This is a genomic window from Pseudomonas sp. R1-43-08, from assembly GCF_003852255.1.
Lineage (GTDB): Bacteria > Pseudomonadota > Gammaproteobacteria > Pseudomonadales > Pseudomonadaceae > Aquipseudomonas.
The window spans coordinates 2339005-2364242 of the sequence record NZ_CP027734.1 but is presented as its reverse complement, the minus strand read 5'-3'; the positions used below and the strand labels follow the sequence as shown (position 1 = coordinate 2364242).

Sequence of the window (25238 nt, the reverse complement as noted above, 5' to 3'; positions counted from 1 at the left end):
CTAAATTCTGATGAATGAATAAAACAGAAAATAATCATCCATCCAGTGAAATACCGTCTTCCGCCCACTCTAGTCTTCGCCCTAATCTGCGTCCACAGGGGCGAAACGAACAACAACCGGCAGCCGACCGAAGATCGAGCGCCAGCGCACCCGCAACTGTTCTTTCGCATCTGCCCAAAACAAAAAAAGCGCGTTTCGACGCGACTCAAACAGGTGGAACGCAGACATGGCATTTCTCCAACTTCGCGCCTTGAGCAAACGCTACGGCGCCGTCGATGCGGTGGTCGCCACCGACCTTGCGGTGGAAAAAGGCGAATTCGTTTCCCTGCTCGGCCCCTCGGGTTGCGGCAAGACCACCACCTTGCAGATGATCGCCGGCTTCGTCGATGTGAGCGGCGGGCAGATCCTGCTCGACGGTCGCGACATCACCCATGCCAAGCCCGCCAGCCGGGGCCTGGGCGTAGTGTTCCAGAGCTATGCGCTGTTCCCGCACATGACGGTGCGCGACAACGTCGCCTTCGGCCTGAAGATGCGCAAGGTGCCCGCCGACGAGATCGCCGCCAAGGTCAAGACCGTGCTGGAGCTGGTGCGCCTGGCCCCCCATGCCGAACGCTACCCCCGGCAGCTGTCCGGTGGCCAGCGCCAGCGCGTGGCCCTGGCCCGCGCGCTGGTGATCGAGCCGCCGGTGCTGCTGCTGGACGAGCCGCTGTCCAACCTCGACGCCAACCTGCGCGAAGAAATGCAGTTCGAAATCCGCCGCATTCAATGCGCGGTGGGCATCACCACCTTGATGGTCACCCACGATCAGGCCGAGGCGCTATCGATCAGCGACCGCGTGGTGGTGATGCAGGCCGGGCGCGTGACCCAGATCGATGCGCCCTACCGGTTGTACGAGCACCCGCGCACACGGTTTATCTCGGACTTCGTCGGCAAGGCCAACCTGCTCGCCGGCGACTACGATGCCCTGGGCATCCCGCAAGTGCGTCATACAGGCGGCGCTGGCGCGCTGACCCTGAGCCTGCGCCCGGAGAAAATCCAGCTGCTGGACGCGGGCTCGGGTCGCTTGCAGGGCAAGGTGCTGGACCGTTACTTCTTCGGCAGCCAGTGGCTGTACCGGGTCCATACCGACCTCGGCGAAATCACCGTGGTACGCAGCAACGACGGCAGCGCGCCGCTGGGCAACGGCGCGGCAGTGGGCCTGGATTGGCAAGCGGACCTGTTGCGGGTCCTGGCGCCGGACGAGGTGCACCCATGAGCCGGGGCTACTTGCTGTCCCTGCCGGCGCTGGTGCTGTTTGCCGGGCTGTTGGTGCTGCCGCTGGGCCTGACGCTGGTGCTGTCGTTCAACGTGTTCGATTACCAGGTAGGCGTGAAGGCCGATGAGTGGACCTTCGCTCATTACCTGTCGCTGTTCAGCGATGCCTACTTCTACGAGATCTTCTGGCGCACCTTCTGGATCAGTGCGCTGGTGACCCTGCTGTGCATGGTGATCGGCGTACCGGAGGCCTATATCCTCAGCCGCATGGGCACGCCATGGCGCTCGATTTTCCTGATCCTGATCCTCACGCCGTTGCTGATTTCGGTGGTGGTGCGCGCTTTTGGCTGGAGCCTGTTGCTCGGCGCCGACGGGCTGGTCAACCAAGTGATCCAACTGCTCGGCGGCCGCCCGGTGAAGCTGCTGTATACACCGTTCGCGGTGATCATCGCGCTGGTGCATGTGATGCTGCCGTTCATGATCATCCCGGTCTGGACCTCCTTGCAAAAGCTCGACCCCTCGGCTGAACAGGCCGCGTTGTCGCTGGGTGCCAGCCAGGCCACGGTAATGCGCAAGATCGTCTTGCCCCAAGTGATGCCCGGCGTGCTGTCCGGCACCCTGATTGTGTTCGGCCTGGCCGCCAGCTCGTTCGCCATCCCCGGCCTGCTCGGCGGGCGCCGCCTGAAAATGGTCGCCACGGTGGTGTACGACCAATACCTCTCGGAACTCAACTGGCCCATGGGCGCGACCATCGCCGTGGTGCTGCTGTTGGTCAATCTGCTGATCATGCTGAGCTGGAACCGCATGGTCGAAGGCCGCTACAAAAAGTCCCTGGGGGTTTGAGCGCATGTCTAGAAACGGTCCGTTGGCCCTCGGTTTCCACGCCCTGGTGGTGGTGTTCATGCTGGCGCCGCTGGTGGTGGTGTGCCTGGTGGCCTTCACCCCGGAAAACACCTTGAGCCTGCCCACGTCGGGCTTCTCCCTGCGCTGGTTTCGTGCGGTGTTCGAGCGCGCCGACTTTATCCAGGCGTTCTACAACAGCCTGGTCCTGGCGTTTACCGCCGCGACCCTGGCCACGCTGATCGCGGTGCCGGCGGCTTTGGCGATCAGCCGTTATGCGTTTCCAGGACGGGATTTTTTCAGTGCGCTGTTTCTGTCGCCGATCATCATCCCGCACCTGGTCCTGGGCGTCGCCATGTTGCGCCTGTTTGCGCTGATGGGCGTGAATGGCAGCTTCACCTGGCTGATGCTCGCCCATGTGGTGATCATCACGCCCTATGTGCTGCGCCTGGTGCTGGCGGCCGCCATCGGTATCGACCGCAGTGCCGAACAGGCCGCCGAATCCCTCGGTGCCGGCCGCTTTACGCTGTTTCGCCAGATCACGCTGCCGATGATTCTGCCGGGCGTGGCCGGTGGCTGGCTGTTGGCGTTCATCAACAGTTTCGATGAAGTGACCCTGTCGATATTCGTCAGCTCACCGGCCACGCAAACCCTGCCGGTGCGCATGTACGTGTACGCCACCGAGTCCATCGACCCAATGATGGCGGCGGTCTCGGCGCTGGTGATCGCGCTGACGGCGGCAACCATGATTCTGCTCGACCGGGTGTACGGCCTGGACCGCGTGCTGGTGGGGAAACACTGATGGCCCTGTTCAAGCGACTCGCTGAAACCCAGCGCCCTGCCCTGGCGTTCACCCTGGACGGCCAACCGGCCGCAGGCTTGCTCGGCGACACCCTGCTGACGGCCATTCTGACCTGCGCCGAGCACCTGCGCGGCAGCGATTTCAGCGCTGAGCGCCGTGCCGGTTTCTGCCTGATGGGCGCCTGCCAGGACTGCTGGGTGCGCCTTGCAGACGGGCGCCGCGTACGCGCCTGTTCGACGTTACTGGAAGAGGGCCAGGCGATCAGCCGTGAACCGGGGCGCCACGCATGAAACCGATTGTGATTGTGGGCGCAGGCCCGGCCGGCATCACGGCGGCGCGAACCTTGCTCGACCATGGCATCAAGCCGTGCCTGATCGATGAAAGCCTGCGCGGCGGCGGGCAGGTTTATCGGCGCCAACCGGTGAACTTCCAACGCTCGGCCAAGCAGCTTTACGGCTTCGAAGCGGGTAAGGCCCAGGCCGTGCATCGCACCTTGGACGAGCTGGCGCCGCTGATCGACTACCGCCCCGACACCCTGGTGTGGAATGCCGAAGACACATGCCTGGACACGCTCACTGAGGGCCGTGCCGAGCGCGTCGAGTACTCGCGGGTCATCGTCGCCACCGGGGCCACCGACCGTATCCTGCCGGTGCCAGGCTGGACCTTGCCCGGCGTCTACAGCCTGGGCGCCGCACAGATTGCGTTGAAATATCAGGGCTGCGCCATCGGCGAGCGCGTCGCGTTCTGTGGTTCGGGGCCCTTACTGTATTTAGTGGCGTACCAATATGCCAAGGCTGGCGCCCAGGTGGTGGCGGTACTCGACAGCGCGCCCTTGCGCGCCCAATGCCGTGCGCTGCCGGCGCTGCTCGGGCAGCCGCTGACCCTGGCCAAGGGCCTGTATTTCCGCGCCTGGCTGACCGCCCATGGGGTTGCCGTGCATCAGGGCGCCAGCCTGCGGCAGGTCGACGGCGAACAGCGGGTCAGCGGCATTCGTTGGGGCGAACAGCGCCTGGCGTGCGACGCCGTGGCCTTCGCCCACGCGCTGCGCAGTGAGACGCAACTGGCAGACCTGCTCGGTTGCGCGTTTGCCTGGAGCCCCCTGAACCGGGCCTGGTTGCCGCGCCGCGACAGCGCCGGGCGCAGCAGCGTGGCGCAGGTTTACCTGGCGGGCGACGGCGCCGGCATCATGGGCGCCGATGCGGCGCAATTGGCCGGTGAGCGTGCAGCGCTGGCCGTACTGGAAGATATCGGCAAGGGGGTCGATCAGCGGCGCATCACCCGGTTGGAACAGCAGTTGGCGCGCATCCAGCGCTTTCGCCAGGGCCTGGAAACCGCGTTTCCCTTCCCTGAACAATGGGCCGCGCAGGCGCCGGATACGTTGACCCTGTGCCGCTGCGAAGAAGTCAGTGTGGGCGAGGTGCGCGCGGTGGTGGATGAAGGCCACTGGGAGATCAACCGGGTCAAGGCCCACTGCCGCGTCGGCATGGGCCGCTGCCAGGGGCGCATGTGCGGGCTGGCGGCGGCGGAGATCGTCGCCGAGCGCAGCGGGCGGAGCATTGAACAGGTCGGGCGCCTGCGTGCCCAGGCGCCGATCAAGCCGCTGCCGTTCGGCGTGCAGGTGCAGCCGTGATCGACGTTATTGTGTTGGGCGGCGGGATTGTTGGCGCGTCGGCGGCCTTGATGCTTGCGCGCCAGGGTCAGCGGGTGGCGCTGGTCGAGCGCGACTTTTGCGGCTCGCATTCCAGCGGCGTGAATTACGGCGGCGTGCGACGTCAAGGACGGCCCTTGCATCAGTTACCGCTGTCACAGCGCGCCCATCAGTTGTGGGCCGACCTGCCTGGATTGATCGGCATCGACGGCGAGTACGTGCGCTCCGGGCATCTGAAACTGGCGCGCAGCCATGGGGATTTCGCCGCGCTTGAAGCCTATGCCGCGCACACCCGTGGCTTTGGCCTGAACCTGCAATTGCTCGATTACACCCAGTTGCGCGAGCGCTTCCCGTGGGTGGGCGACATCGCAGTGGGCGCCTCGCTCTGCCCCGACGACGGCCACGCCAATCCGCGCCTGGTATCGCCGGCCTTCGCCCGCGCGGCCCAGCGCAGTGGCGCCTGGGTTTATGAGCAGGCAGAAGTGAATCAAATCGACCATGACGGCCAGCGCTTCCAGGTGCATTGCGCCAATGGCCTGCACCTGCAGGCGCCATGGCTGCTCAACTGCGCAGGTGCGTGGGCCGGCAGCGTCGCCGCGCAATTTGGCGAACCGGTGTCGATGATCTCGGCACACCCGGCGATGTTAGTGACCGAGCCGTTGCCTAAGGTGATGGACGTGAGCACCGGCGTTGAAGGCGGCGGCATCTATGCGCGGCAAGTGGCGCGCGGCAACTGCATCCTCGGCGGTGGTCGCGGCTTCGCCCTTGGCCCGCAACAGGCCCGGCCCGGCCACGCGGCGGTGCTGGAGATCCTGCGCAATGCGGGTGAGCTGTACCCATTCCTGCGCGGGGCCCAGGCCATCCGTACCTGGAGCGGCACCGAAGGTTATCTACCCGATCATGAACCGGTGATCGGCCCCAGCAGCACCCAACCCGGCCTGCTCCACGGTTTCGGTTTTGCCGGCGCCGGGTTCCAGCTCGGCCCTGCGGTCGGTGAAGCCCTGGCAGAGATCGTCTGCGCGGGTGCCAGTCGCCAGCCCATTGAAGCGTTTTCCATCCGTCGTTTCCAAGCCTGAGAGGAAAAACCCCATGAACCCACGTACCGCGCTGTCCTGCTTGTCCCTCGCCTTGCTCGCGTCCAATGTCCATGCCGCGCCCACGCTGTACCTGGGCATGAACGGCGGCACCATGGAGCGGGTCTACGCCGATAAAGTGCTGCCCGCCTTCGAGAAGGCCAACAACGTCAAGGTGGTGATCGTGCCGGGCACCTCGTCGGACATTCTCGCCAAAGTCCAGGCCAACAAAGACAACCCGCAGATGCATGTGATGTTCCTCGACGACGGCATCATGTACCGCGCCATCTCCATGGGCCTGTGCGACACGCTGGCGCCCAGCCCGACCCTGGAACAGATCCCGGCCAAGGCTAAAATCAAGGACCAGGCCGTGGCCGTGACCCTAGGCGTCACGGGCCTTGGCTACAACGCCAAAATGTTCAAGGAAAACGGCTGGGCCGCGCCCACCTCCTGGATGGACCTGGCCGACCCGCGCTTCAAAGAAAAAGTGGTGTTCCAGTCCCTGGCCTCCTCCACCTTCGGCTTGCACGGTTTCCTGATGTTCAACCGTATCCAGGGCGGCAGCGAGGCCGACGTGGAGCCAGGCTTCAAGGCGTGGCCGAAGACCATCGGCCCCAACGTGCTGGAATACATCGCCAGCTCGGCAAAAATCTCCGAGATGGTGCAAACCGACGAAGCGGCGATCTTCCCGCTGACGCCGACCCAGGTCGCCACCCAGAAACTGCTCGGCGTGCCCATGGAGTATGCGCAACCCAAGGAAGGCGCAGTGGTGCTGAACGTGGCCGAATGCGTGATCGCGCGCAATGACCAGCCGGAACTGGCGCAGAAGCTCGCGGCGTTCCTGCTCAGCGCCCAAGCCCAGGCGCCAGCACTGGAAGACGGTGACCAGATCCCGTCAAACCCGACCACGCCGACTACCGACAAGACCCGCGCACGGGTCGAGGCGATGCAGGGTTACCTGCAGACGGCGATTTCGATCGATTGGGACCAGGTCAACCAGGCACGTCCGGAGTGGAACGCGCGATGGAGTCGTTCGATCGAGCGTTGATTACAACGGCACGAAGGGCAGCGCGCGTTTGTGCGCTGTCTTGCTGTAGGCCGTCTCGACTAGTCCCCTCACCCGCTCACTCACCGGCTCGCCCATCAGGTACGCATCGATTTCTTCATACGAACAGCCGTAGGCGTCCTCATCCAGTTTTCCCGGTGCCAGTTCTTCAAGGTCTGCGGTGGGCGGCTTGTACGCCAGGTTCGTTGGAGCGCCGAGGGCCGTGGCCAGCAGGCGCACCTGGGTTTTGGTCAGGCCGGACAGCGGCGCCAGGTCGCAGGCGCCGTCGCCGAATTTGGTGAAAAAGCCCATCAGCGCTTCGGCCGCCTGGTCGGTGCCGACCACCAGGCCATTGTGCAGGTTGGCGACCGCGTATTGCGCGATCATGCGCGCACGGGCCTTGACGTTGCCCTTGATGAAATCGAGTTGGGCGGCGCTGGCTTCGGCGGCGGCCAGGCTGGCCATCAGGCCGTCGACACTGGCCGCGATGTCGAGGGTGTCGATATGGTCCGGCAGGATAAAGTCCAGGGAAGCCTGGGCATCGTGTTCGTCGCCCTGGGTTTTATAGGGCAGACGCATGGCGATAAAGCGCGCGGCGTAGTCTTCTTCGCGCAGTTGCTGCGCCGCCAGCTGGCACAGGCGGCCGGCGACCAGTGAGTCGACACCGCCGCTGATGCCCAGCACCAGCGCCTTGCAGCCTGAATGGCGCAAGGTGGTCTTGATGAAGTCGATACGCCGTTGAATCTCCTCGGGCTCGCCACCTTTGCCCAGCGAGCGGTTGACGTTCAGTTCACGTGCGATCCGTTCTTGAGTTTGCATGTCATTCCTCCACGCTACCAACGTTGAATACCTGTGCCGCGTACTGCAAAAACGACGGGTCTTCGCAGACGTTCTTGACCGGGTCATCGGAGAATTTCACCACTGGCTCACCGTGTACGCGCACCAGCTTCATCACGATGCTCAGCGGCTCGACGCTGTCCACATCACAGGCCAGGCTGGTGCCCATGCCGAAGCCGAACCGCGCCTTGCCACGGATGTGCCGCAGGATCGGCAGGCATTTTTCGAAATTCAGACCATCGGAGAACATAAGGTCTTTGGTCATGGGGTCGATGCCGAGTTCCTTATATCTGGCCAGGACTTTGTCGGCCCAGGCGATGGGGTCACCCGAGTCCTGGCGCAGGCCGTCGTAGAGCTTGGCGAAGTACAGGTCGAAATCCTTGAGGAAGAAATCGGTGCTGATGCAGTCGGTCAGGGCCATACCGAGACGGCCACGGTACTCGCGCACCCAGTTCTCCAGGGCGGCGTTCTGGCTTTCGCGCAGACGGCCCAGTTGCTGATGCACCATCAGCCATTGGTGGGCCATGGTGCCGATCAGTGGCAGGTTGAATTCGTAGGCCAGGTGCGCATTGCTGGTGCCCAGGAACTGGCCGGGAAAGTCGCGGCGCATGATGTCTACCACTTCGCGCTGGGCCTTGAAGGACAGGCGCCGGCGGGTGGAGAAGTCGGAGACGCGCAGGTCGGCGAGCTCTTCGCGGCTGAGGTTCTTCTCCAGCCAGTCGAACTTCTGATACAGCTTGCGGGTGACGTCTTCGAGGGTCACGTCAGGGTATTTGTCGCGGTTGCGCAGTTCGCTAACCAGCGCCAGGACCGGTTGCTCGAACATGATGCAATGCAGCATCGGGCCGATCACGCGGATGTTCAGTTGGCCGTCCACTTCACTGACGTGGATATAGCGCAGGTCGAAGCGAAACAGGCCGAGGAAGCGCTCGTAATCCGGCGTGAGGTATTCGCGAAAACGCGGGTTGAACAGGAAGCGCAGCTCGCCTTCGCGCATCTGCAGGCCGGCAAGCTTTTCCAGCTCGGTTCGCAACGCCGGGATCAGGTGGCCGAGTTTTTCCCTGGAGCGGACGATGAAGTTGTATTCCACGTCTACGTTGGGATGCTGATGCAGCACCGCCTGCATCATGGTGAAGGTGTAGTAATCGGTGTCGAGCAAGCCCTGGATGACCGGGGATTTATCGTCATACGCACTTTCCATGGTGAGTCTCCTTAACGCGTGGCCATCGCGGCCAGTTCTTCGCGGGTACTGCTGATGACAGCGCCGGCCTCGAGCAACGCATTGACGGCCTGAACCCCGCCCGCCTCAGTGATGCCCCGACACGCCGGCAGGTGCAGCACCACTTGCAGCCCGGCCTTGAGCAGTTGCAAGGCGGTGGTCTTGACGCAGTAGTCCAGGGCCAGGCCACCAACGATGACGCGCACGACACCGTGGGCCTTGAGGTATTCGATGACGCCCGTCGACAACTTGTCGTGCAGGTCGTGGTAGCACGCGCCGTAAGGGTGCAGGTCGGGTTCGACACCCTTCCAGATGAAGTAGTCGTAGTCATACGGGGTGGGCAACTCATCCAGCAAGGTGAAGCCCTCGGTACCGGGTACGCAGTGGCTGACCCAGGTGACATCGGCGTGAACGAGGCCCGTGGGTTGCAGCATCTGACTGTGCTGCGCGACCACCCAGGGCGCGTGTGGGGTGTGGGCGTCCTTGCTGCCGATGCGATGCCCGGCAAGGCTGGCCATGTAGTTGAGCTCGGCGCCGATCAGATCACCGCCGGCTACGGGCAACTCGTCGGGGCACAGCGGTGTGAAACTCTTTTGGGCGTCGACATCGAATGAAGCGATGGCAGTTTTGGCGAGGGTCATGGTGATTCTCCGGTGGCCTGGAAACAAAAGTACATGTCATGTACTTTCATTGCAAGAAACATTTATTTACCGGTACTTCAGCAAGTACATGACATAGCGGTTCGATCCGTTAGACTGTGCCCCACTGCCGTTCAGAAGGACTTCACATGCCACTTAGCGCCTACCTCCACACCGTCGACCTGTGCGCAGTGTTTTACTGCCGCGCCTCGGGCGAACTCAAACTGCTGCTGAACAAGCGTGACGCCGAGCCCTTCGCCGGGCATTGGGCGCTGCCGGGTGTGGTGGTCAATGGCGGCGTGCAGGATCTGAGCCTCAAGGATGCCGTGGAACGGTTGCGCGCCAGTGACAAAGTCGGCCTGGAGCTGGCCTGGAGCGAGCAGGTTGGCACGGTGGGGGATGCGTTTCGCGACCCGCGCTGCTGGTCGTCGTCCACTTACTACCTGGCGATTGTGGCGGACGAGGTAACGCTGAGTGAACATCAGGCCTGGTTTTCCCTCAACGCGGTGGCGGACGGCAGCATCAAGCTGCCCTTCGATCACAACCTGATCGTCGCGGCGGTGCAGGAACGGCTGTTGTCCAAAGCGCTGTACAGCAGCTTGCCGCTGATGTTTCTGGGCAAGGAGTTCAGCGCGCCGCAAGCGACCGCGATCTTTTCCCTGGTACTGGCGCGGCCGGTGCTCAAGACCAGCGTGCGCCAGCGGTTGTTGAAGCTGACGCAAGCGGGATATTTGCGTGAGACGGGGCGCAAGAAGCAGGGTGAAGGCGGCAGGCCACAGGCGACGCTGGAGATGTTGAAGCCAGGAGAGATTTACTTCTTCGACCGCAGTTTTGCCGAGTGACCGGACATGGAGATCCACGGGTGACCGATGGCTCTAGCTCATCCAATTGCCACCATCGACGTTGTAAGTCTGTGCAACCACATAGTCAGCCTCCTTCGAAGCCAGGAAGATCGCCATGCCGGTCAGGTCTTGCGCCGTGCCCATCCGCCCATAAGGCACCTCGTCGCCTACCCGCTTTTTCTTCTCGCCCGGCGCCAGGCCCTCATGCCTGGCGAACAGCGCATCCACCCCATCCCAGTGCTCGCCGTCCACCACACCCGGGGCGATGGCATTGACGTTGATGCCCTGTTTGATCAGGTTCAGCCCCGCCGATTGCGTCAGGCTGATCACTGCCGCCTTGGTCGCGCAATACACCGCCACCAGCGCCTCGCCGCGCCGTCCGGCCTGGCTGGCCATGTTGATGATCTTGCCGCCGTGGCCCTGGCGAATCATCTGCCGCGCGGCGGCCTGCAAGGTAAACAGCGTACCGGCGACGTTGATCGAAAACAGCCGGTCATAGCTGTCGCGGGTGATGTCGACGATGGGGGCCAGGTCGAACAGTGCCGCGTTATTCACCAGGATATCCAGCTTGCCAGCATGGGCGACCACCGTGGCCATGGCCGCGTCGATGGAGGCCTGGTCGGTGACGTCCATCGCCACCGCATACGCCTGGGGGCCCAATTCGGCGGCCGTCTGCTCGGCGCGCTGCAGGTCGATATCGGCGATGGCGACAGTGGCGCCTTCCTGGATGTAGGCCTGGGCAAACGCGCGGCCAATCCCCCGCGCCGATCCGGTGATCAGCGCGCTCTTACCTTCAAGTCGTTTCATCGAGGTGTCCTGTGGAATTACTTCGGATAACCGGCACGCTTCATCTCGCGCTCAGTGGTGGTCTGCGCCTGCTGCAGCGCCTGGTCGACCGTCATGCCGCCGGTGAGCGCTGCCGAAAACAGTTTGCCGACGGAGGTGCCGATGGCCTGGAATTCGGGAATCGTCACGTACTGGATGCCCACGTACGGCACCGGTTTGGCCGAGGGGTGCGCCGGGTCGGCGTGCTTCATCATCTGCAGCGTGACCTGGGCAAACGGCGCTGCGTTCAGGTACGCCTCGCTGTAGGTCGATTGCCGCGTGCCTGGCGGTACGTTGGTGATGCCTTCTTTTTCAGCGACCAGCTGGATGTAGTCCTTGGACGTCGCCCAACGGATAAAGGCCTTGGCGGCGTCTTTGTGCTTAGAGGTGGCCGGAATGGCCAGCGACCAGGCGTAGAGCCAGGACGAGCCCTTGTCAGTGACCTCAGTGGGCGCCGCAGCGAAGCCTACGCGATCGGCGACTTTGCTTTGGCCGGTGTCGGTGGTGAAGGAGCCGGCGACGCTGGCATCGACCCAGATCGCACACTTGCCGCTGTTGAACAACGCCAGGGTTTCGTTGAAGCCATTGCTCGACACGCCCGGCGGGCCGTATTGCTTGAGGCTGTTGACGTAGAAATTGGCCGCAGCCGCCCACTCGGGGCTGGTCAGTTCGGGCTGCCATTGCTCATCGAACCAGCGCGCGCCGAACGCATTGGCCATGGTGCTCAGCAACGCAACGTTCTCGCCCCAACCCGCCTTGCCGCGCAGGCACAGGCCATATTGATCTTTGTCCCTCACCGTCAGCTTGGCGGCGAATTCGCCGAGCTGGGTCCAGGTTGGATTCGCGGGCATGCTCAGGCCGGCTTGCTTGAACAGGTCGGTGCGGTAATAGGTCACGGTGCTTTCGCCGTAGAACGGCAAGGCGTAGAGCGTGCCATTCACCGACAGGCCCTGGCGCACCGAGGGGAAGATGTCCTCGACATCGTAGTCGGCCGGCAGGTCGGTCAGTGGCTCCAGCCAGTGTTTGGCGCCCCACAGCGGGGTTTCGTAAGTGCCGATGGTCAGCACATCGAACTGCCCGCCCTGGGTGGCGATATCGGTGGTGAGGCGCTGGCGCAGCACGTTTTCTTCGAGCACCACCCAATTGAGCTGGATGTCTGGGTGCTGCGCCTGGAACACCTTGGACAGGCGCTGCATGCGGATCATGTCGCTGTTGTTGACCGTGGCGATGGTCAGGGTGTCGGCGGCCTGGCTGTGCAGGCTCATGGCCAGGCCGGAGAGCAGCAACAGCGTTTGGGCAAGCGTGGCTTTGCGGGTTGATAGCATGGCGGTGTCCACCGGTTGTTTTTGTTATTGAGCGCCGATTACAGCAGCTTGGGCCGGTTTCTCACAAACCCGTGGAGGATGCCCGACCGATACTTTTTTAACCGGTGTCCCAGGCGCAAAAAAGTATCAGTGTGGGGCGACGCCGGGGGTAGCGCCAGGCCTGCCGAGGCGGGTATTTTGGCGGGTATCCAACGCACAAGAGGCAGCCGCATGCCCATCCGCGCCCCCCTGTTCGAGCACCGTCCCGCCGAACTGGAAGTGATACTGCCCGAACCGGAGCACTGCTTTCGCTGGTTCGAACACGACTACCCGATTGAGCTGGCGCGCTGGAACCATCACCCTGAGTTCGAAATCCACCTGATTCGCCACGGCAGCGGCAAGCTGGTGGCGGGCGACTATATCGGTGCATTCAGTGCCGGGCATGTCGCCTTGATCGGCCCCGACCTGCCCCACGACTGGATTGGCGACCTGGCACCCGGCGAGTGCCTCAGCGGTCGCGACGTAGTGCTGCAGTTCGACGGCGCCGCCCTCCTCGCCTTGCGCGAGGCCCTGCCGGAACTCGGCGATCTGCAGCCGCTGTTCGAACACGCGCGACGCGGCCTTGAGTTCACCGGCGAAACAGCGGTGCACGCGGCGCGGTTGATGGAAGCCATCGGCAACGCCCAGGGCCTGCAACGGCTGATACTGTTCCTGCAACTGCTCGACACTCTCAAGAACGCCCCGCCCCGTCAGCTCAAGGTGCTGGCCAGCCCGCGGTACGCGCCGACCCTGGACCCGCGCAGCGCCGAACGCATCAACAAGGCCTTCGCTTACCTGATGCGTGAACTCGGCGGCGAGGTGCGCCTGTCAGACATCGCCCGGCAACTGGACATGAGCGAACCGGGTTTCTCGCGTTTCTTCAAACGCACGACCGGCCATGGCTTTATCGAGCTGATGCGCAAATTCCGCGTGCAGCGCGCCTGCCGGTTATTGCTGCAGAGCGATATGTCGGTGGCGGATATTTGCTTCGAAGTCGGCTACGCGAACCTGTCCAATTTCAACCGGCACTTTCGCATCGAGATGAACCAGACACCGAGTGAGTATCGGCGCGAGACCGGCAATCATCTGGAAAAAATGACACCCAGTCATTTCTGACCATAAAGACGACTAATCAGGCTTTTTTGCAGGCCTTTCAGACGATTGAGCAAAGTTGGTACAGCCTATGCAAACGTTTGCGGAACGGACTTGGCCACCAAGTTCACTCCACCCGCGCAAACGGGTTCAAACCGCGTACGAATAGGGATTTTCAATGCACCCCACCTCAACGCCTCGCGCTTGCTTTGGTGTTTCCTTGCTACTGGCCGCCGTTACGGGAGTACTCAGTGCACCCATTTTGGCGCAGGACAAACCTGCGGATGACTCAGCACAGGGCGAAACCCTCAGCCCCGAGGCCAACCCGCCGGCAAAAAAAGGCGTCTACCTATCGGAGTGGTTCAACCAGGACCTGACGCTGATCGGCAGCAAGGACATCAGCTTCGGCCCAAAACCGCAGGATGACGTTTACCTGGAGTACGAGTATTTCGGCCGCAAGGGGCCGTTCGAGCTGTACGGCTACATCGATGTGCCAAAGATCCTCGGCATCGGCAACAGTAATGACAAAGGCGCGTGGGACCATGGCTCGCCCGTGTTCATGGAGCATGAACCGCGAATCTCCATCGACTACCTCGCTGGCCGCAGCCTGGCGATCGGACCGTTCAAGGAATGGTATGTGGCGTTCGACTGGATCTACGACCACGGCAGCAACAAGGAGAACCGCGCCAACACCCTGTACAGCGGCCTTGGCACCGATATCGACACCCACTCGCGGGTCAACCTGTCGGCGAACTTCTACGGGCGTTACCAGTGGGAAAACTACGGCGCCAGCAATGAATATTCCTGGGACGGCTACCGCGCGCAGATGAAATACATCGTTCCCATCGGCAAATTCGACAATGGCGCCTCGCTGACCTACATCGGCTTCACCAACTATGATTTCGGCTCGGACCTGCACAAGGACAACCCGGCGCGCACCGCCAACTCCCTGGTGGCCACCAACGTGTTGCTGTACTCGTTCACGCACCTGCGTTTCACCCTGGTCGGCCGTTACTTCCATAACGGCGGCAACTGGGAGGATGGCAGCGAGTTGAATTTCGGTGAAGGCAACTTCCGCGCCCGCTCAGACGGCTGGGGTTACTACGCCGGCGTGGGCTACCAATTCTGATCAAGGAGCTGCAGATGAATACCTTTACTCGCCTCTCGCTGGCCATGGGCCTTGCCCTGCTGCCTCACATGGTGCTGGCAGACAACGCCGCGCCGATCAAACCCAAGGTCATGCTGATCACCATGTTCGCCCCCGAGGCGCAAACCTGGATCGACCGCCTGGAACTCAAGCAGCAAGTGCGCGTGCCGGGCCTGTCTGCCGAATACCCGGTGATTCGTTGCAACACCCAGGACGTGTGCCTGCTGGTCACTGGCATGGGCCAGACCAACGCCGCCGCCTCGACCCTGGCCCTGGCCTTGTCGCCCAAGTTCGACCTGCGCCAGAGTTATTTCCTGATCGCCGGGATTGCCGGTATCAGCCCCAAGCACGGCACCATCGGTACCGCCGCCTGGGCGCATTACCTGGTGGAATTCGGTACCCAGTGGGAGTTGGATTCACGGGATGCACCCAAGGAGTGGCCGACCGGTTATATCGGCATCAACACCAAGGGGCCCAATGAAAAACCGCCGCTGGACTACAAGACTGAAGTGTTCGAGCTCAACTCCAAGCTGCAAGCCAAGGCATTCGCCTTGTCGCACAAGGTGGAGCTGACGGAAAGCAAGGAATCCGCCGCCTGGCGCAAGCACTACCCCGCCGCGCCGGCCAATCAGCCGCCGCAAGTCACCCGCTGCGACACCCTGGCGGGCAACACCTGGTTTTCCGGTACGCGCCTGAGTGAGCGCGCCGAGGTGTGGACCAAACTGCTCACGGACAACAAGGGCGAATACTGCACCACCCAGCAGGAAGACAACTCCACTTACGAAGCGCTGCTGCGCGCCAGCCGTGAAGGCTTGGTGGATATCCAGCGCCTGGCCGTGGTGCGTGCAGGCTCGGATTTTGACCGCCCGTATCCGGGCTACAGCGAAGTGGACAACCTGCTCAAGTACGCCGATCAAGGCGGTTTCGTACCGGCATTGGAGAACCTGTACCGCACGGGCAATCCGCTGGTACAGGCGATCCTGAACAACTGGTCAGCCTGGAAAAACGGCGTTCCCGAGGCCTGATGCAAATCAAAATGTGGGAGGGGGCTTGCTCCCGATAGCGGAGTGTCAGTCACTGCATCTGTGCCTGAAACACCGCAATCGGGAGCAAGCCCCCTCCCACATTGGACGGTTCAGTTCGCGTTGGCAGCCGCTTTGGCGCATTCGCAGCCCGTCGCCGCAGCGCAGGGTTCACCGTGCGCGTGATGCTCGGCGCAGCCCTGGCAGCAATAGCCCTTCCCGTCCTTCATGACCGCGTCGATGCCCAGTACGCATTTGCAGTGTGGGCAAGCACAGGTTTGATCCGGCATGGTCAGACTCCTTCTTCATGGTCGTCGCGGTGCAGCGAACGCCACACCTGAAACAGTGACCCAAGGCGCGGCGCCAAGGTTCAGCGCCGTCAGTCGGCCTGGCGCGTATTGCTGCGATACATGAACACCAGCGCCAGGGCCAGGCACAGCATCGCCACGATCCGGCTGCCGGACAGTTCGATCGCCGGGTTGCCCAGCCAGCCGAAATTGTCGATCAGCATGCCCATGCCCAATTGCCCCACAATCACCGCCACCGTGGCCACCGCCGTACCGACCACCGGCACCGCGCCTACCATTACCATCATGTACACCACACCGAACAAGGCGCCGGTCAGTTGCCACTTCGGCACGTCCAACAAACTGACAGCCTGGGCGGGCTCGAAGAAAAATATCAACAGCGCGGTGGTTAGCGCACCGACCGCAAAGGTCAGCAGGCTGCTGCGCAATACCCCAACGGTCTGCCCCAGGCGACCGTTGATGGCCGCCTGCACGCTCAACACCGCCCCTGCGGCGACCACCACGACCAACAACACAAACAGATTCATCGCCTTACCCTCGTGCAATCAGAACAAGTGCCGCCACAATCAACGCCAGGGCTATCCAGCGCTCCACATTGACCCGCTTGCGCGCCGTGCCGAACCAGCCGAAATGGTCGATCAGTACACTCTTGCCCACCTGCCCGGACAGGATCGCAATCATCGTCATTGCCACACCGATATGGGGCGTGGCCAGGGTCAGCACCACCACGTACATCGGTCCCAGGAAACCACCGATCAACTGCCAGCGCGGCAGTTGGGTCAAGGCCGGGCCCTTTTGCGGGCCGCTGAACAGCAACAGCAAGAACAGGATCGCCGAGCCGACGCCAAAGATGCTCAAGGTCGCCCATAAATGCCCGACCTGCACACCCAATGGCCCCAACAGACCGGCCTCCACCGACAACCCCATGCCCGCGAGGATGACCAACGGCAGCAACAGCAGCCGGAGAACGTTTCGCTTCGGCCGAGACTGCGCCGTACCCTCGATAGAATGTGCCTGCATACATCACCTGTGCTTGAAGAAGAAAAACAGGCGTGCATTATCCAGTGGCCTGGCTGTGCGATAAATGGCAGCATGCAGACAACACCTTTGCGCAAAACGCACAGCCTGGAGTCATGATGCAGGGTTTGAATGAACTGAGTTTCAAGGCGCTGCGCCTGTTCGTCGCCGTGCTGGACCATGGCAGTTTTTCTGAGGTGGCACGCCGCGAAGGCCTTGCACCCTCGTCCATTTCCCGGCAGATCCAACTGATGGAACACGCCCTCGGTCAGCAGTTGCTGTACCGCCACACCCGTGCCGTGAGCCCGACCGAAGCCGGACGCCTGCTCGGGCGACATGCGCGGCTGATGCTGGAGCAACTGGAAACAGCGAGCCAGGCCCTGCAGGAACAAGACAGCGAACCCAGCGGGCTGGTGCGCATCAATGCGCCCATGGTATTCGGCCAGCGTCACCTTGCGCCGTGGCTGGGAGAGCTGTGCCGGCGCTATCCGAAGCTGCAACTGGACATCCAGCAGACCGATACCTTCGTCGACCCGCTGCAGGACGGCACTGACCTACTGTTTCGTATTGGCGTGCTCAATGATTCCAGCATGCAGGCGCGGATCTTCGCGCCGCAACGCTTTCGCCTCGCCGCCAGCCCCGCCTACCTGGCGCAGCACGGCACGCCGCGCCATCCCGACGAACTGGTCAACCACCAGTGCCTGGCCTACAAGGGCATAAAAGGCCAGGAGCGCTGGTTTTTCCGCCGCGACCACGGCGACTGGAGCGCCTACAGCGTCAAGGGCCCGATCACCGGCAACCACGCTGACACCCTGACCCACGCCGCCGAGCAGGGCCTGGGGCTGGTGGTGTTTCCTTCCTGGCTGATCGGTGAAGGCCTGCGCGCCGGCACCTTGCAAGCGGTGCTGACCGAGTACGAAGTGGCGACCACCCTGGAGCCCCAGCAGATCGCGGCGTTGTGGCCGGGCAGCCGAAGGCTGTCGCTGAAGGTGCGCACGGTGATCGATTATTTTGTGGAATGTTTTGGGACGGTGCCGTATTGGGATCGGTGAGTCAGAACAGCCACTGCCCGATCAACCACGCATTCGCCCCACTGATCACCGCAAACAAAAACCACGCCAGCATCCGCGTCGGCAGCCGGTTGACGAACGGGCCCATCAGTTGTTTGTCGCCGGTCATGCGGATCAGCGGGTATAACGCGAAGGGCAACTGCAGGCTCAGCACCACCTGACTCAAAATCAGCAGCTTGCCGATGGCGTCGTCGCCCATCAGCCACACGCCGAGGAACGCCGGGATCAGCGCCAGGCCGCGGGTGATCAGGCGGCGCTGCCAGCAGGGGATGCGCAGGTTCAGGTAACCCTCCATGATCACCTGCCCGGCAATCGTACCGGTGAAGGTCGAACTCTGGCCCGATGCCAGCAAGGCGATGCCGAACAGGATGCTGGCGAACGCGCCGCCCACCAGCGGGTCGAGCAGATGATAGGCGTCCTGGATCTCCACCACGTCGGTATGGCCGGTTTTGTAGAACGCTGCGGCGGCCAGCACCAGGATCGCCGCGTTGACCAACAGCGCCAAGGTCAGGGAGCCAATGGTGTCGATGCGTGCAAGCTTGACCGCGTCCTGTTTGCTGGCCAGGTCTTTGCCGATCAGGCGCGTCTGCACAATCGAGGAGTGCAGGTAGAGGTTATGCGGCATCACCGTCGCACCGAGGATGCCGATGGCCAAGTACAGCGGCGCGGCATCGCTGATGGCCGACAGCGAGGGCGTGAAGCCACTGAGCACGTCCGGCCAGTAGGGTTTGATCAGCACCAGTTCGATGAAGAAACACACACCGATGGTCGCGACCAACGCCAGCATGATCGCTTCCAGCCGGCGGAAACCGCGGTTCTGCAGGGCCAGGATCAACAGCGTGTCGAAGGCGGTGATGACGATCCCGGTGGTCAGCGATACACCCAGCAGCAGGTGAAATGCCAGGGCGCAGCCGAGCACTTCGGCGAGGTCGGTGGCGATGATGGAAATTTCCGCCAACACCCACTGGGTGCGCGCGGAGCGCTTGCTGTAGCGCTCGCGGCACAGTTGCGCCAGGTCTTTACCAGTGGCGATACCCAGCCGCGAGCACAGGCACTGCACCGCCATCCCCGCCAGGCTGGCCAGCAGCACCACGAATAACAGGCTATAGCCGTAGCGCGACCCGGCTTCGATGGCGGTCGCCCAGTTGCCGGGGTCCATGTAGCCGATGGAAATCAACAGGCCGGGGCCGGCGAACATCAGCGCACGCTTGAAGAACGACGCCTTGGGATCAACGACAACGGAGCCGGCCACTTCCGGCGGGCAGAAAGGGGCGGTAGCAATTTTCGGCAGGCTGAATTTCACGCGGGATCCCAGGCAAACACACAAGTCAGGGCGCCAGCTTAGCAGTCCGACGCGACGGTGCGCATCACCGTTTCCCGGGGCAGGTCAAACGCCTCAACCACTTGCACCACCAGGTCCAGTTCCTGGTTCAGCGCCTCACGTTCCAGGCGCTGGCGAATCACGCCGACCACCAGCACCGCCAACGGGGTGATCGAATAGGCCGGGCCGGAAAACGCCCGTACGCCGCTGACCAGCAACATCGCGGCCGCCAGCGCCTGGCCCACCACCGGAATCGCCGTGGCGGCACCGCGCCTCAGCATAAACCCGGTGAGCCCCGCCAATGCGGTGCCGCTCAAGGCGGTGGTGGCCGTACGGCCCACGTCGAGACGCTTGAACACACCCTGCTCTTTTTGCATCGCGGCCTTGAGTTCGGCGTCGAACGCCTGTCGGTCGGCACCGCTGAGGTTGTCCTGGTACTGCTTGAGCAGTTTTTCCGCGACCTGCGCTTCGATATCCGCCAGGGCCACGCTGGCTATTGCCTCGTCGAACTTGATGCCCAAGCGTTGCGCCACCGCTTCGGCGATCTGGCGATAGGCCACGCCGTGACCACGGGCCAGGTTCATGAAGCTGTCGCCGCCCATGCGCTGCAACTCGATGGCGAGTTTGCGCGGTTCGCGTACGCTGGCATCAATCGAGGCACTGCGCTTTTGCGCCATCAGCTCGGCGAGAAACTTCAGCTCATCCGGCCGCGCCTGCACCAGCATTGGAAACAGATCAACATCTTCTTCGGCAAAGCGCGCTTCACTGCTGCGCAGGTCGGCGCGGATCAGGCCACGGCGTTCCTGCAACAGGTCGGTGTACTGCACCACCGTGCGCAACTGCGGCCAGTAGGCGGCATGGTCGAAACTGGCCAGGTGCACGTTGGTGACCTTGGCCTTGAGTGCCGGCGTTACTGCAATCGCATAGCGGCCGATGCAACGCTCGGTATCCGGCTTCATCGCCAGCGCCCAGTCCTTGCTCGAGTAGCAATTGATCAGCCGTCCCTTGAGCGGTGCCGACACCGCCTCCCAAGGGCTCGAGGTACAGATTGCCCCGCCCATCAGCAACACATTATTCAATGGCAGTTCATGGGCGATTTCAGGGCTGGCCAGCACACTCTTGACCAGGATCCGAGCACCAAGGGAGTGGCCGATCAGATTGATCTGCCGCACCTGGAGCGATTCGGCGTGCAGGTAGCTCGCCAGCTCGGGCAGCAAGGTCCTGGCCACTTCATCGACCCGAGCCTCGACACTTTTGTAATGGTCGAGAAAGTAGGCGATCGCCTTGCCCACACCCACCGTCGCCGCGCCCAGGCCACCGCCGCCGAGCATCGAGGCGATCACCTCCTTGAACGGGGCAAACAGGTTTTCCAGGAAATGCCCCGCCGGCCAGAACAACATCAGGTTGGTCGAGCCTTCAATGCTGGCCAGTTGTTCCTTGAAGCCGGCCAATTGCTGCTGGCTGAAAAACGCCGAATAACCGTGCACGTAGAGATTGAGCACGTCCCCCTGAGGCTCGCCACACAGGACGAACGTAGGCTTGCGGGTGCGGTGCATTTCATCCCACTGCTGTTGCATGGGCCGGTGACTCCTGGTGACAAGGGGCGGCCATGGTAACAAAGAGCCCATCAAGCCGAGATGAAAACACCAAGCAACGCGACGCGGGGTTTGTTCAGCAAGCGAAGTTGTCGATTTTTACCTGGCCATCGGGAAACGTCGCGATAATTTCCAGCTCTCCCCCCATCGCACGTATGTAGTCGCGCAATGTGCTGATATACATATCGGTACGACGCTCCATTTTCGAGACCGCCGCCTGATTGATATTCAGCGCCTTGGCCAGGCTTTCCTGGCTCAGTTGCTGCGCCTTGCGTAGCTCATGCAGGGGCATCTCTTTCAGATGCTGTTGAAAAAGCTGCTCGGCATCGGCACGCGACTCGGGGGTCATGCGCGCTTTAAGATCAGCGAATTTTTTAGCCATGGGTACGGCCCTCTTTGCGCAATGTTTTCAAATGGATGTCATACAGCTTTTCTGCCAACGGTACGTGCACGTCATACCAACGACGCTGTGCGGTTTTATCGCCACCTATCAGCAAGACTGCACAGCGCCGGGGGTCAAAGGCATACAGCACTCGATAGGGGCGACCTGCATGCTGTATACGCAGTTCGCGCAGATTGCCGTGGCGAGAGCCCTTGATATCGCTGCTGTGGGGAAAGCCAAGCCCCGGGCCGAGCAGGCCCAGCAGATCCACGCTGGCAGCGACCGAAGATTGCTCCTTCTCACCCAAGTCGCCCCACCACTCGCCGAATTCATCCGTGTATTCAATGTCCCAGACCATGCAAATATGCCACCCAAGGAATATAAACTCAAGAGCATGAATTTAGGTACAGAGGTGACGAGTCTGCCAGTCGAGCATTGGGAGAAAGTGTTTGTAGATTCTTCAGCTTCCACGAAAAGCAAACGTCCGTAGCCGCCGAAATCCGCCAGATAACAACCACATCCATTGACCTGTGCATCAAAAATACAAGTTTCAAAATGTGAAAACACGCTCTAATAGGGCCCTTTCCCTCGCCCTTGAAAGCGTCAGCATCTGATCCAAGCAAACAATGGAGTTCGCAATGCCCCATGAAGGCAACCTGTTACAAGCAGCCGTGGTGTTCCTGTTCGCCGCCGTGTTGGCCGTGCCTTTGGCCAAGCGTCTGCAACTGGGCGCGGTGCTCGGCTATCTGTTCGCCGGGGTGATCATCGGCCCCTCGGTGCTGGGCCTGATCGGCAACCCGCAAAGCGTGGCGCAGTTCTCTGAACTGGGCGTGGTGCTGTTGCTGTTTATCATCGGCCTGGAGCTTTCGCCCAAACGGTTATGGGTGATGCGCAAGGCGGTATTCGGTGTCGGCCTGGCCCAGGTGCTGCTGACCGGGCTAGTGATGGGCGTGGTAGCGCTGTGGCTGTTTGGCCAGTCATGGAATAGCGCGATTGTGCTGGGCCTGGGCCTGGCGCTGTCCTCCACCGCGTTCGGCCTGCAAAGCCTGGCCGAGCGCAAGGAACTCAACCAGCCCCACGGGCGCCTGGCCTTTGCGATCCTGTTGTTCCAGGACATCGCGGCGATCCCGTTGATTGCCATGGTACCGCTGCTGGCCGGCAGCGATCATCCGACCAGTGAAGCCCAGGGCGTGCAGCACGTTTTGCAGATTCTCGGCAGCATTGCCTTGGTGATCATCGGCGGGCGCTACCTGCTGCGCCCGGTGTTTCGTATCGTCGCCAAGACCGGCCTGCGTGAAGTGTCCACCGCCACCGCGCTGTTGGTGGTGATCGGCACCGCCTGGCTGATGGAACTGGTGGGCGTGTCCATGGCCCTCGGCGCGTTCCTCGCCGGGCTACTGCTGGCAGACTCGGAATACCGCCACGAACTGGAATCCCAGATCGAACCGTTCAAGGGCCTGCTGCTGGGGCTGTTTTTTATCAGCGTGGGCATGGGCGCCAACCTCAGCCTGCTGCTCAGCACGCCGCTGGTGGTGATCGGGCTGACCTTGCTGTTGATCGGTTTGAAACTGCCGCTGCTGTACGCCGTAGGGCGCATGGTGGGCGAGCTCAATCGCGAAAGCGCCCTGCGCCTGGGCGTGGTGCTGGCGGCGGGAGGTGAGTTCGCTTTCGTGGTGTTCAAGATCGGCCGCGACCAGGGCCTGTTCGAACCGCACCTCTACGATGTGCTGGTGCTGACCATCACCCTGTCCATGGCCGTGACCCCGCTACTGTTGTTGGTGTGCCCGAAGCTGTTCAAGTCCAAGGTCAAGCCGGTGGAGGTGCCCGAGGAATACCGGGCCATCGAAGGCGACGCGCCGCGTGTGGTGATTGCCGGCATGGGGCGAATGGGCCAGATCGTCGCGCGCATCCTGCGCGCGCAGAACATCTCGTTCATCGCCCTCGACACCTCGGTGGAAACCATCGAACTGACCCGCAGTTTTGGCGGTATGCCGGTGTTCTACGGTGACCCGCAGCGCCCGGAAATCCTCCACGCGGCCAAGGTCGACCAGGCGGAGTTCTTTGTGATCGCCATGGATGATCCGGAGATCAATATCAAGACCGCCGAACTGGTGCGTAACCTCTACCCGCACATGAAGATCATCGCCCGCGCGCGTAACCGCCAGCACGTACACCGCCTGGTAGACCTGGACGCCTCACCGGTGCGTGAAACGTTCTACTCAAGCCTGGAGATGAGCCGCCGCACCCTGGTCGGCCTTGGTCTGAGCCAGGCCCAGGCCGATGCACGCATCGACCGCTTCAGGGCCCACGACCAGCAAGTCCTCGCCGCCCAGCATGCGGTGTACGACGATGCGGCCAAAGTCATGCAGAACGCCCAGGAAGCCCGTGCAGAACTGGCGCGCTTGTTTGAGATGGATCGGCTTCAGGAAGAGTCCGACAAGGTGTGAGGCTGCAGATGAACGATATTGCGAATTTTCTGACAGAATACGCCGCAATTTCGTTCATCTCTGGAGCACTTCATGGCCACCTTCACCAAGACTGCAGTGCTGCTGGCCCTCGCGCTTACCGCCAGCAGCGCGTTCGCCGCCGCCAAACCGGCCACGCAAACCCTCTCCACCCTGGGCGGCAAGTTCACCTTCAGCCTGCCCAAGGCCTACACCGCCGACGCCCTGCCTTCGGGCAAGGCTGAAGACGGCACCGCCGATACCCAAGGCACCCTGTACGCCAACGCGAACACAAGAAGTGTGGTGATCGTCGCCGAAACCCTGCGCAACGATGGGGTATCAATCCAGGATAACGACGCCAAATTCCTTGATAGCGCCGTGAGCGATTTCGTCAAGAACCAGAGCGCCGCCCTGCCCGACTTCAAGAAACTCGGCGAGAAAAAACTGACCTTCAAGGGCCTCGGCCTGCGCCAGGTCGACAGCACCGCCACCCAAGGTGGCGGCAAGACCCTGAACTCCACGTTCCTGGGTGGCTCCGGCAATCACCTGCTGGTGATCCAGGCGATTTCACGAGCGGATGATGTGAAGGGGCATGCGGCGCTGGTGAAGCAGATTACCGGCGGTAAATAAACACAAAACCCCTGTGGGAGGGGGCTTGCTCCCGATTGCGGTATGACAGTCAGCAATTCTTTAACTGACAGACCGCCATCGGGAGCAAGCCCCCTCCCACATTTAGACCGTGTTTATCTCAGGCTTTGCTCCAACCAGGCCTTCAGGTCCTGGATTTCCGCCTCGCTGATTGTATGGTTCATCCCCGGATACCCATGAAACTGCGGCTTCAAGCCAATCCCTTCCAGCACCTCGTTGGCCCGCGTTCCCGAGGCATAAGGCAGCGCCTGGTCCAAGGTGCCATGGCCGATAAAGATCGCCAGCTTGTCCAACGCTTCATTCGGCTTGAGCTCGGCCTTGAGCACCGGCAACACGCTGCCGCTCAGCGCCGCAATCCCGCGCACCAGCTCGGGCCTGCGCAAGCCCACTTCATAGGACATGATCGCGCCCTGGCTGAACCCTACCAGAAACACCCGGTCAGGCTCGGTGTGGTACTTGGCGGTGGCTTTGCCGATAAAGTCTTCGAGCAGCCTGGCGCTGTTTTGCAGGTCGGCCGTCACCCCATCGTAATCACCATCGCCGGGGGTCTTGGTAAACCAGCGATAGCCATGCGGCTCCACCGGCATCGGCGCGCGCACCGACAGGTAGGTCCAGGTGGAAGGCAGCGCATCCTTGATACCGAACAGGTCTTCCTCGTTGCTACCAAAGCCATGCAGGAAAATCACCAGCGGTTGGTTGCGTGCATCGCCCTGGGTCTGTTCCAGGTACGACAACGGCAAGTCGGTATGCAGGTCGGAATCCGCGTGGGCGACACCGGCCAGCAAGGTCAGCGCGAGAGCGAGCAGTTTGAGCATGGGATCTATCC

At 62.3% G+C, this 25238-nt stretch carries 28 protein-coding genes; 14 read left to right on the top strand and 14 right to left on the bottom strand.

Going from position 1 to position 25238, the window contains the following annotated elements; translation table 11 throughout:
* Nucleotides 1-81 precede the first annotated feature (81 nt).
* Nucleotides 82-228, bottom strand: a complete 147-nt coding sequence (locus C4J87_RS26105; RefSeq protein WP_164484534.1) for a hypothetical protein — start codon at nt 226-228, stop codon at nt 82-84.
* Here C4J87_RS26105 and C4J87_RS10880 point away from each other — a divergent pair.
* Genes C4J87_RS10880 through C4J87_RS10850 form a run of 7 tightly spaced genes read left to right on the top strand, consistent with a single transcriptional unit; the run spans nt 227 to nt 6665 of the window.
* Nucleotides 227-1255, top strand: a complete 1029-nt coding sequence (locus C4J87_RS10880; protein ID WP_124366771.1) for an ABC transporter ATP-binding protein — start codon at nt 227-229, stop codon at nt 1253-1255. The two genes, C4J87_RS26105 and C4J87_RS10880, sit on opposite strands and share 2 nt — an antisense overlap.
* Complete coding sequence (locus tag C4J87_RS10875) at nt 1252-2097, top strand: ABC transporter permease (protein WP_124366770.1); 846 nt, start codon at nt 1252-1254, stop codon at nt 2095-2097. The genes C4J87_RS10880 and C4J87_RS10875 overlap by 4 nt, the downstream gene beginning before the upstream one ends.
* Nucleotides 2098-2101: 4 nt before the next feature.
* The gene (locus tag C4J87_RS10870; protein WP_124366769.1) at nt 2102-2896 is read left to right on the top strand and encodes an ABC transporter permease; all 795 of its coding nucleotides are present in this window, start codon (nt 2102-2104) and stop codon (nt 2894-2896) included.
* Entirely contained in the window at nt 2896-3186 is a 291-nt protein-coding gene (locus C4J87_RS10865; RefSeq protein ID WP_124366768.1) for a (2Fe-2S)-binding protein, read from the top strand. The genes C4J87_RS10870 and C4J87_RS10865 overlap by 1 nt, the downstream gene beginning before the upstream one ends.
* Nucleotides 3183-4526, top strand: coding sequence for an NAD(P)/FAD-dependent oxidoreductase (locus C4J87_RS10860; RefSeq protein ID WP_124366767.1), 1344 nt, complete (start codon nt 3183-3185; stop codon nt 4524-4526). Before C4J87_RS10865 ends, C4J87_RS10860 begins: the two co-directional genes overlap by 4 nt.
* Complete coding sequence (locus tag C4J87_RS10855) at nt 4523-5620, top strand: FAD-binding oxidoreductase (protein WP_124366766.1); 1098 nt, start codon at nt 4523-4525, stop codon at nt 5618-5620. Before C4J87_RS10860 ends, C4J87_RS10855 begins: the two co-directional genes overlap by 4 nt.
* A 13-nt stretch (nt 5621-5633) precedes the next feature.
* A complete protein-coding gene (locus C4J87_RS10850) occupies nt 5634-6665 on the top strand; it encodes an ABC transporter substrate-binding protein (protein WP_124366765.1) in 1032 nt (343 codons plus the stop codon).
* Here the strand turns inward: C4J87_RS10850 and nadE are convergent, their stop codons facing one another.
* Genes nadE through C4J87_RS10835 form a run of 3 tightly spaced genes read right to left on the bottom strand, consistent with a single transcriptional unit; the run spans nt 6666 to nt 9359 of the window.
* A complete protein-coding gene (gene nadE, locus C4J87_RS10845; RefSeq protein WP_124366764.1) occupies nt 6666-7481 on the bottom strand; it encodes an ammonia-dependent NAD(+) synthetase in 816 nt (271 codons plus the stop codon).
* Between the two features lies 1 nt (nt 7482).
* Entirely contained in the window at nt 7483-8700 is a 1218-nt protein-coding gene (gene pncB / locus C4J87_RS10840) for a nicotinate phosphoribosyltransferase (RefSeq protein WP_124366763.1), read from the bottom strand.
* Nucleotides 8701-8711: 11 nt separating this feature from the next.
* Nucleotides 8712-9359, bottom strand: a complete 648-nt coding sequence (locus tag C4J87_RS10835; RefSeq protein WP_124366762.1) for a nicotinamidase — start codon at nt 9357-9359, stop codon at nt 8712-8714.
* Between the two features lie 146 nt (nt 9360-9505).
* Here C4J87_RS10835 and C4J87_RS10830 point away from each other — a divergent pair, with 146 nt between their 5' ends.
* On the top strand, nt 9506-10198 hold the full coding sequence (locus C4J87_RS10830) for an NUDIX hydrolase (protein ID WP_124366761.1): 693 nt from the start codon (nt 9506-9508) through the stop codon (nt 10196-10198).
* A 33-nt stretch (nt 10199-10231) separates the two neighbouring features.
* Here the strand turns inward: C4J87_RS10830 and C4J87_RS10825 are convergent, their stop codons facing one another.
* Both C4J87_RS10825 and C4J87_RS10820 read right to left on the bottom strand, forming a co-directional pair.
* Nucleotides 10232-11005 (bottom strand): L-iditol 2-dehydrogenase, encoded by a 774-nt coding sequence (locus C4J87_RS10825; protein WP_124366760.1) that lies wholly within the window; start codon nt 11003-11005, stop codon nt 10232-10234.
* 17 nt (nt 11006-11022) lie between these two features.
* Nucleotides 11023-12348: a sugar ABC transporter substrate-binding protein gene (locus tag C4J87_RS10820; protein WP_124366759.1), complete on the bottom strand. Its 1326-nt coding sequence runs from the start codon at nt 12346-12348 to the stop codon at nt 11023-11025.
* A 210-nt stretch (nt 12349-12558) separates the two neighbouring features.
* On the opposite strand from C4J87_RS10820, the gene C4J87_RS10815 reads away from it, so the two are divergent.
* The 3 genes from C4J87_RS10815 to C4J87_RS10805 all read left to right on the top strand — a co-directional run bounded on the left by C4J87_RS10815 (nt 12559) and on the right by C4J87_RS10805 (nt 15630).
* Nucleotides 12559-13482, top strand: a complete 924-nt coding sequence (locus C4J87_RS10815) for an AraC family transcriptional regulator (RefSeq protein ID WP_124366758.1) — start codon at nt 12559-12561, stop codon at nt 13480-13482.
* 154 nt (nt 13483-13636) lie between these two features.
* Nucleotides 13637-14587: a nucleoside-specific channel-forming protein Tsx gene (locus C4J87_RS10810; protein WP_124366757.1), complete on the top strand. Its 951-nt coding sequence runs from the start codon at nt 13637-13639 to the stop codon at nt 14585-14587.
* Between the two features lie 14 nt (nt 14588-14601).
* Entirely contained in the window at nt 14602-15630 is a 1029-nt protein-coding gene (locus C4J87_RS10805; RefSeq protein ID WP_124366756.1) for a purine nucleoside permease, read from the top strand.
* A gap of 110 nt (nt 15631-15740) precedes the next feature.
* Here C4J87_RS10805 and C4J87_RS10800 read toward each other — a convergent pair whose 3' ends face one another.
* The 3 genes from C4J87_RS10800 to C4J87_RS10790 form a co-directional block, all read right to left on the bottom strand.
* Nucleotides 15741-15917, bottom strand: a complete 177-nt coding sequence (locus C4J87_RS10800; protein WP_124362520.1) for a metallothionein — start codon at nt 15915-15917, stop codon at nt 15741-15743.
* An 89-nt stretch (nt 15918-16006) separates the two neighbouring features.
* Nucleotides 16007-16462, bottom strand: coding sequence for a DMT family transporter (locus tag C4J87_RS10795; protein WP_124362519.1), 456 nt, complete (start codon nt 16460-16462; stop codon nt 16007-16009).
* 4 nt (nt 16463-16466) lie between these two features.
* Nucleotides 16467-16955 carry a DMT family transporter gene (locus C4J87_RS10790; protein WP_124366755.1) on the bottom strand — a complete coding sequence of 163 codons (489 nt, stop codon included), beginning with the start codon at nt 16953-16955 and terminating at the stop codon, nt 16467-16469.
* Nucleotides 16956-17071: 116 nt separating this feature from the next.
* On the opposite strand from C4J87_RS10790, the gene C4J87_RS10785 reads away from it, so the two are divergent.
* Nucleotides 17072-18004 carry a LysR family transcriptional regulator gene (locus C4J87_RS10785; RefSeq protein ID WP_124368957.1) on the top strand — a complete coding sequence of 311 codons (933 nt, stop codon included), beginning with the start codon at nt 17072-17074 and terminating at the stop codon, nt 18002-18004.
* Between the two features lies 1 nt (nt 18005).
* Here the strand turns inward: C4J87_RS10785 and C4J87_RS10780 are convergent, their stop codons facing one another.
* From C4J87_RS10780 to C4J87_RS10765, 4 genes are all read right to left on the bottom strand, one after another.
* Nucleotides 18006-19325: an Nramp family divalent metal transporter gene (locus C4J87_RS10780; RefSeq protein ID WP_124366754.1), complete on the bottom strand. Its 1320-nt coding sequence runs from the start codon at nt 19323-19325 to the stop codon at nt 18006-18008.
* Nucleotides 19326-19363: 38 nt separating this feature from the next.
* Nucleotides 19364-20920, bottom strand: coding sequence for a DUF726 domain-containing protein (locus tag C4J87_RS10775; protein ID WP_124366753.1), 1557 nt, complete (start codon nt 20918-20920; stop codon nt 19364-19366).
* A gap of 94 nt (nt 20921-21014) precedes the next feature.
* Nucleotides 21015-21320: an XRE family transcriptional regulator gene (locus C4J87_RS10770; protein ID WP_124366752.1), complete on the bottom strand. Its 306-nt coding sequence runs from the start codon at nt 21318-21320 to the stop codon at nt 21015-21017.
* Nucleotides 21313-21678: a type II toxin-antitoxin system RelE/ParE family toxin gene (locus C4J87_RS10765; protein WP_124366751.1), complete on the bottom strand. Its 366-nt coding sequence runs from the start codon at nt 21676-21678 to the stop codon at nt 21313-21315. Before C4J87_RS10765 ends, C4J87_RS10770 begins: the two co-directional genes overlap by 8 nt.
* A gap of 280 nt (nt 21679-21958) precedes the next feature.
* On the opposite strand from C4J87_RS10765, the gene C4J87_RS10760 reads away from it, so the two are divergent.
* Together C4J87_RS10760 and C4J87_RS10755 are read left to right on the top strand one after the other, a co-directional pair.
* Nucleotides 21959-23767, top strand: a complete 1809-nt coding sequence (locus tag C4J87_RS10760) for a monovalent cation:proton antiporter-2 (CPA2) family protein (RefSeq protein ID WP_124366750.1) — start codon at nt 21959-21961, stop codon at nt 23765-23767.
* 72 nt (nt 23768-23839) lie between these two features.
* Complete coding sequence (locus tag C4J87_RS10755) at nt 23840-24394, top strand: hypothetical protein (RefSeq protein ID WP_124366749.1); 555 nt, start codon at nt 23840-23842, stop codon at nt 24392-24394.
* 113 nt (nt 24395-24507) lie between these two features.
* Here C4J87_RS10755 and C4J87_RS10750 read toward each other — a convergent pair whose 3' ends face one another.
* Complete coding sequence (locus tag C4J87_RS10750) at nt 24508-25227, bottom strand: alpha/beta hydrolase (RefSeq protein WP_124366748.1); 720 nt, start codon at nt 25225-25227, stop codon at nt 24508-24510.
* Between the last annotated feature and the right edge of the window lie 11 nt (nt 25228-25238).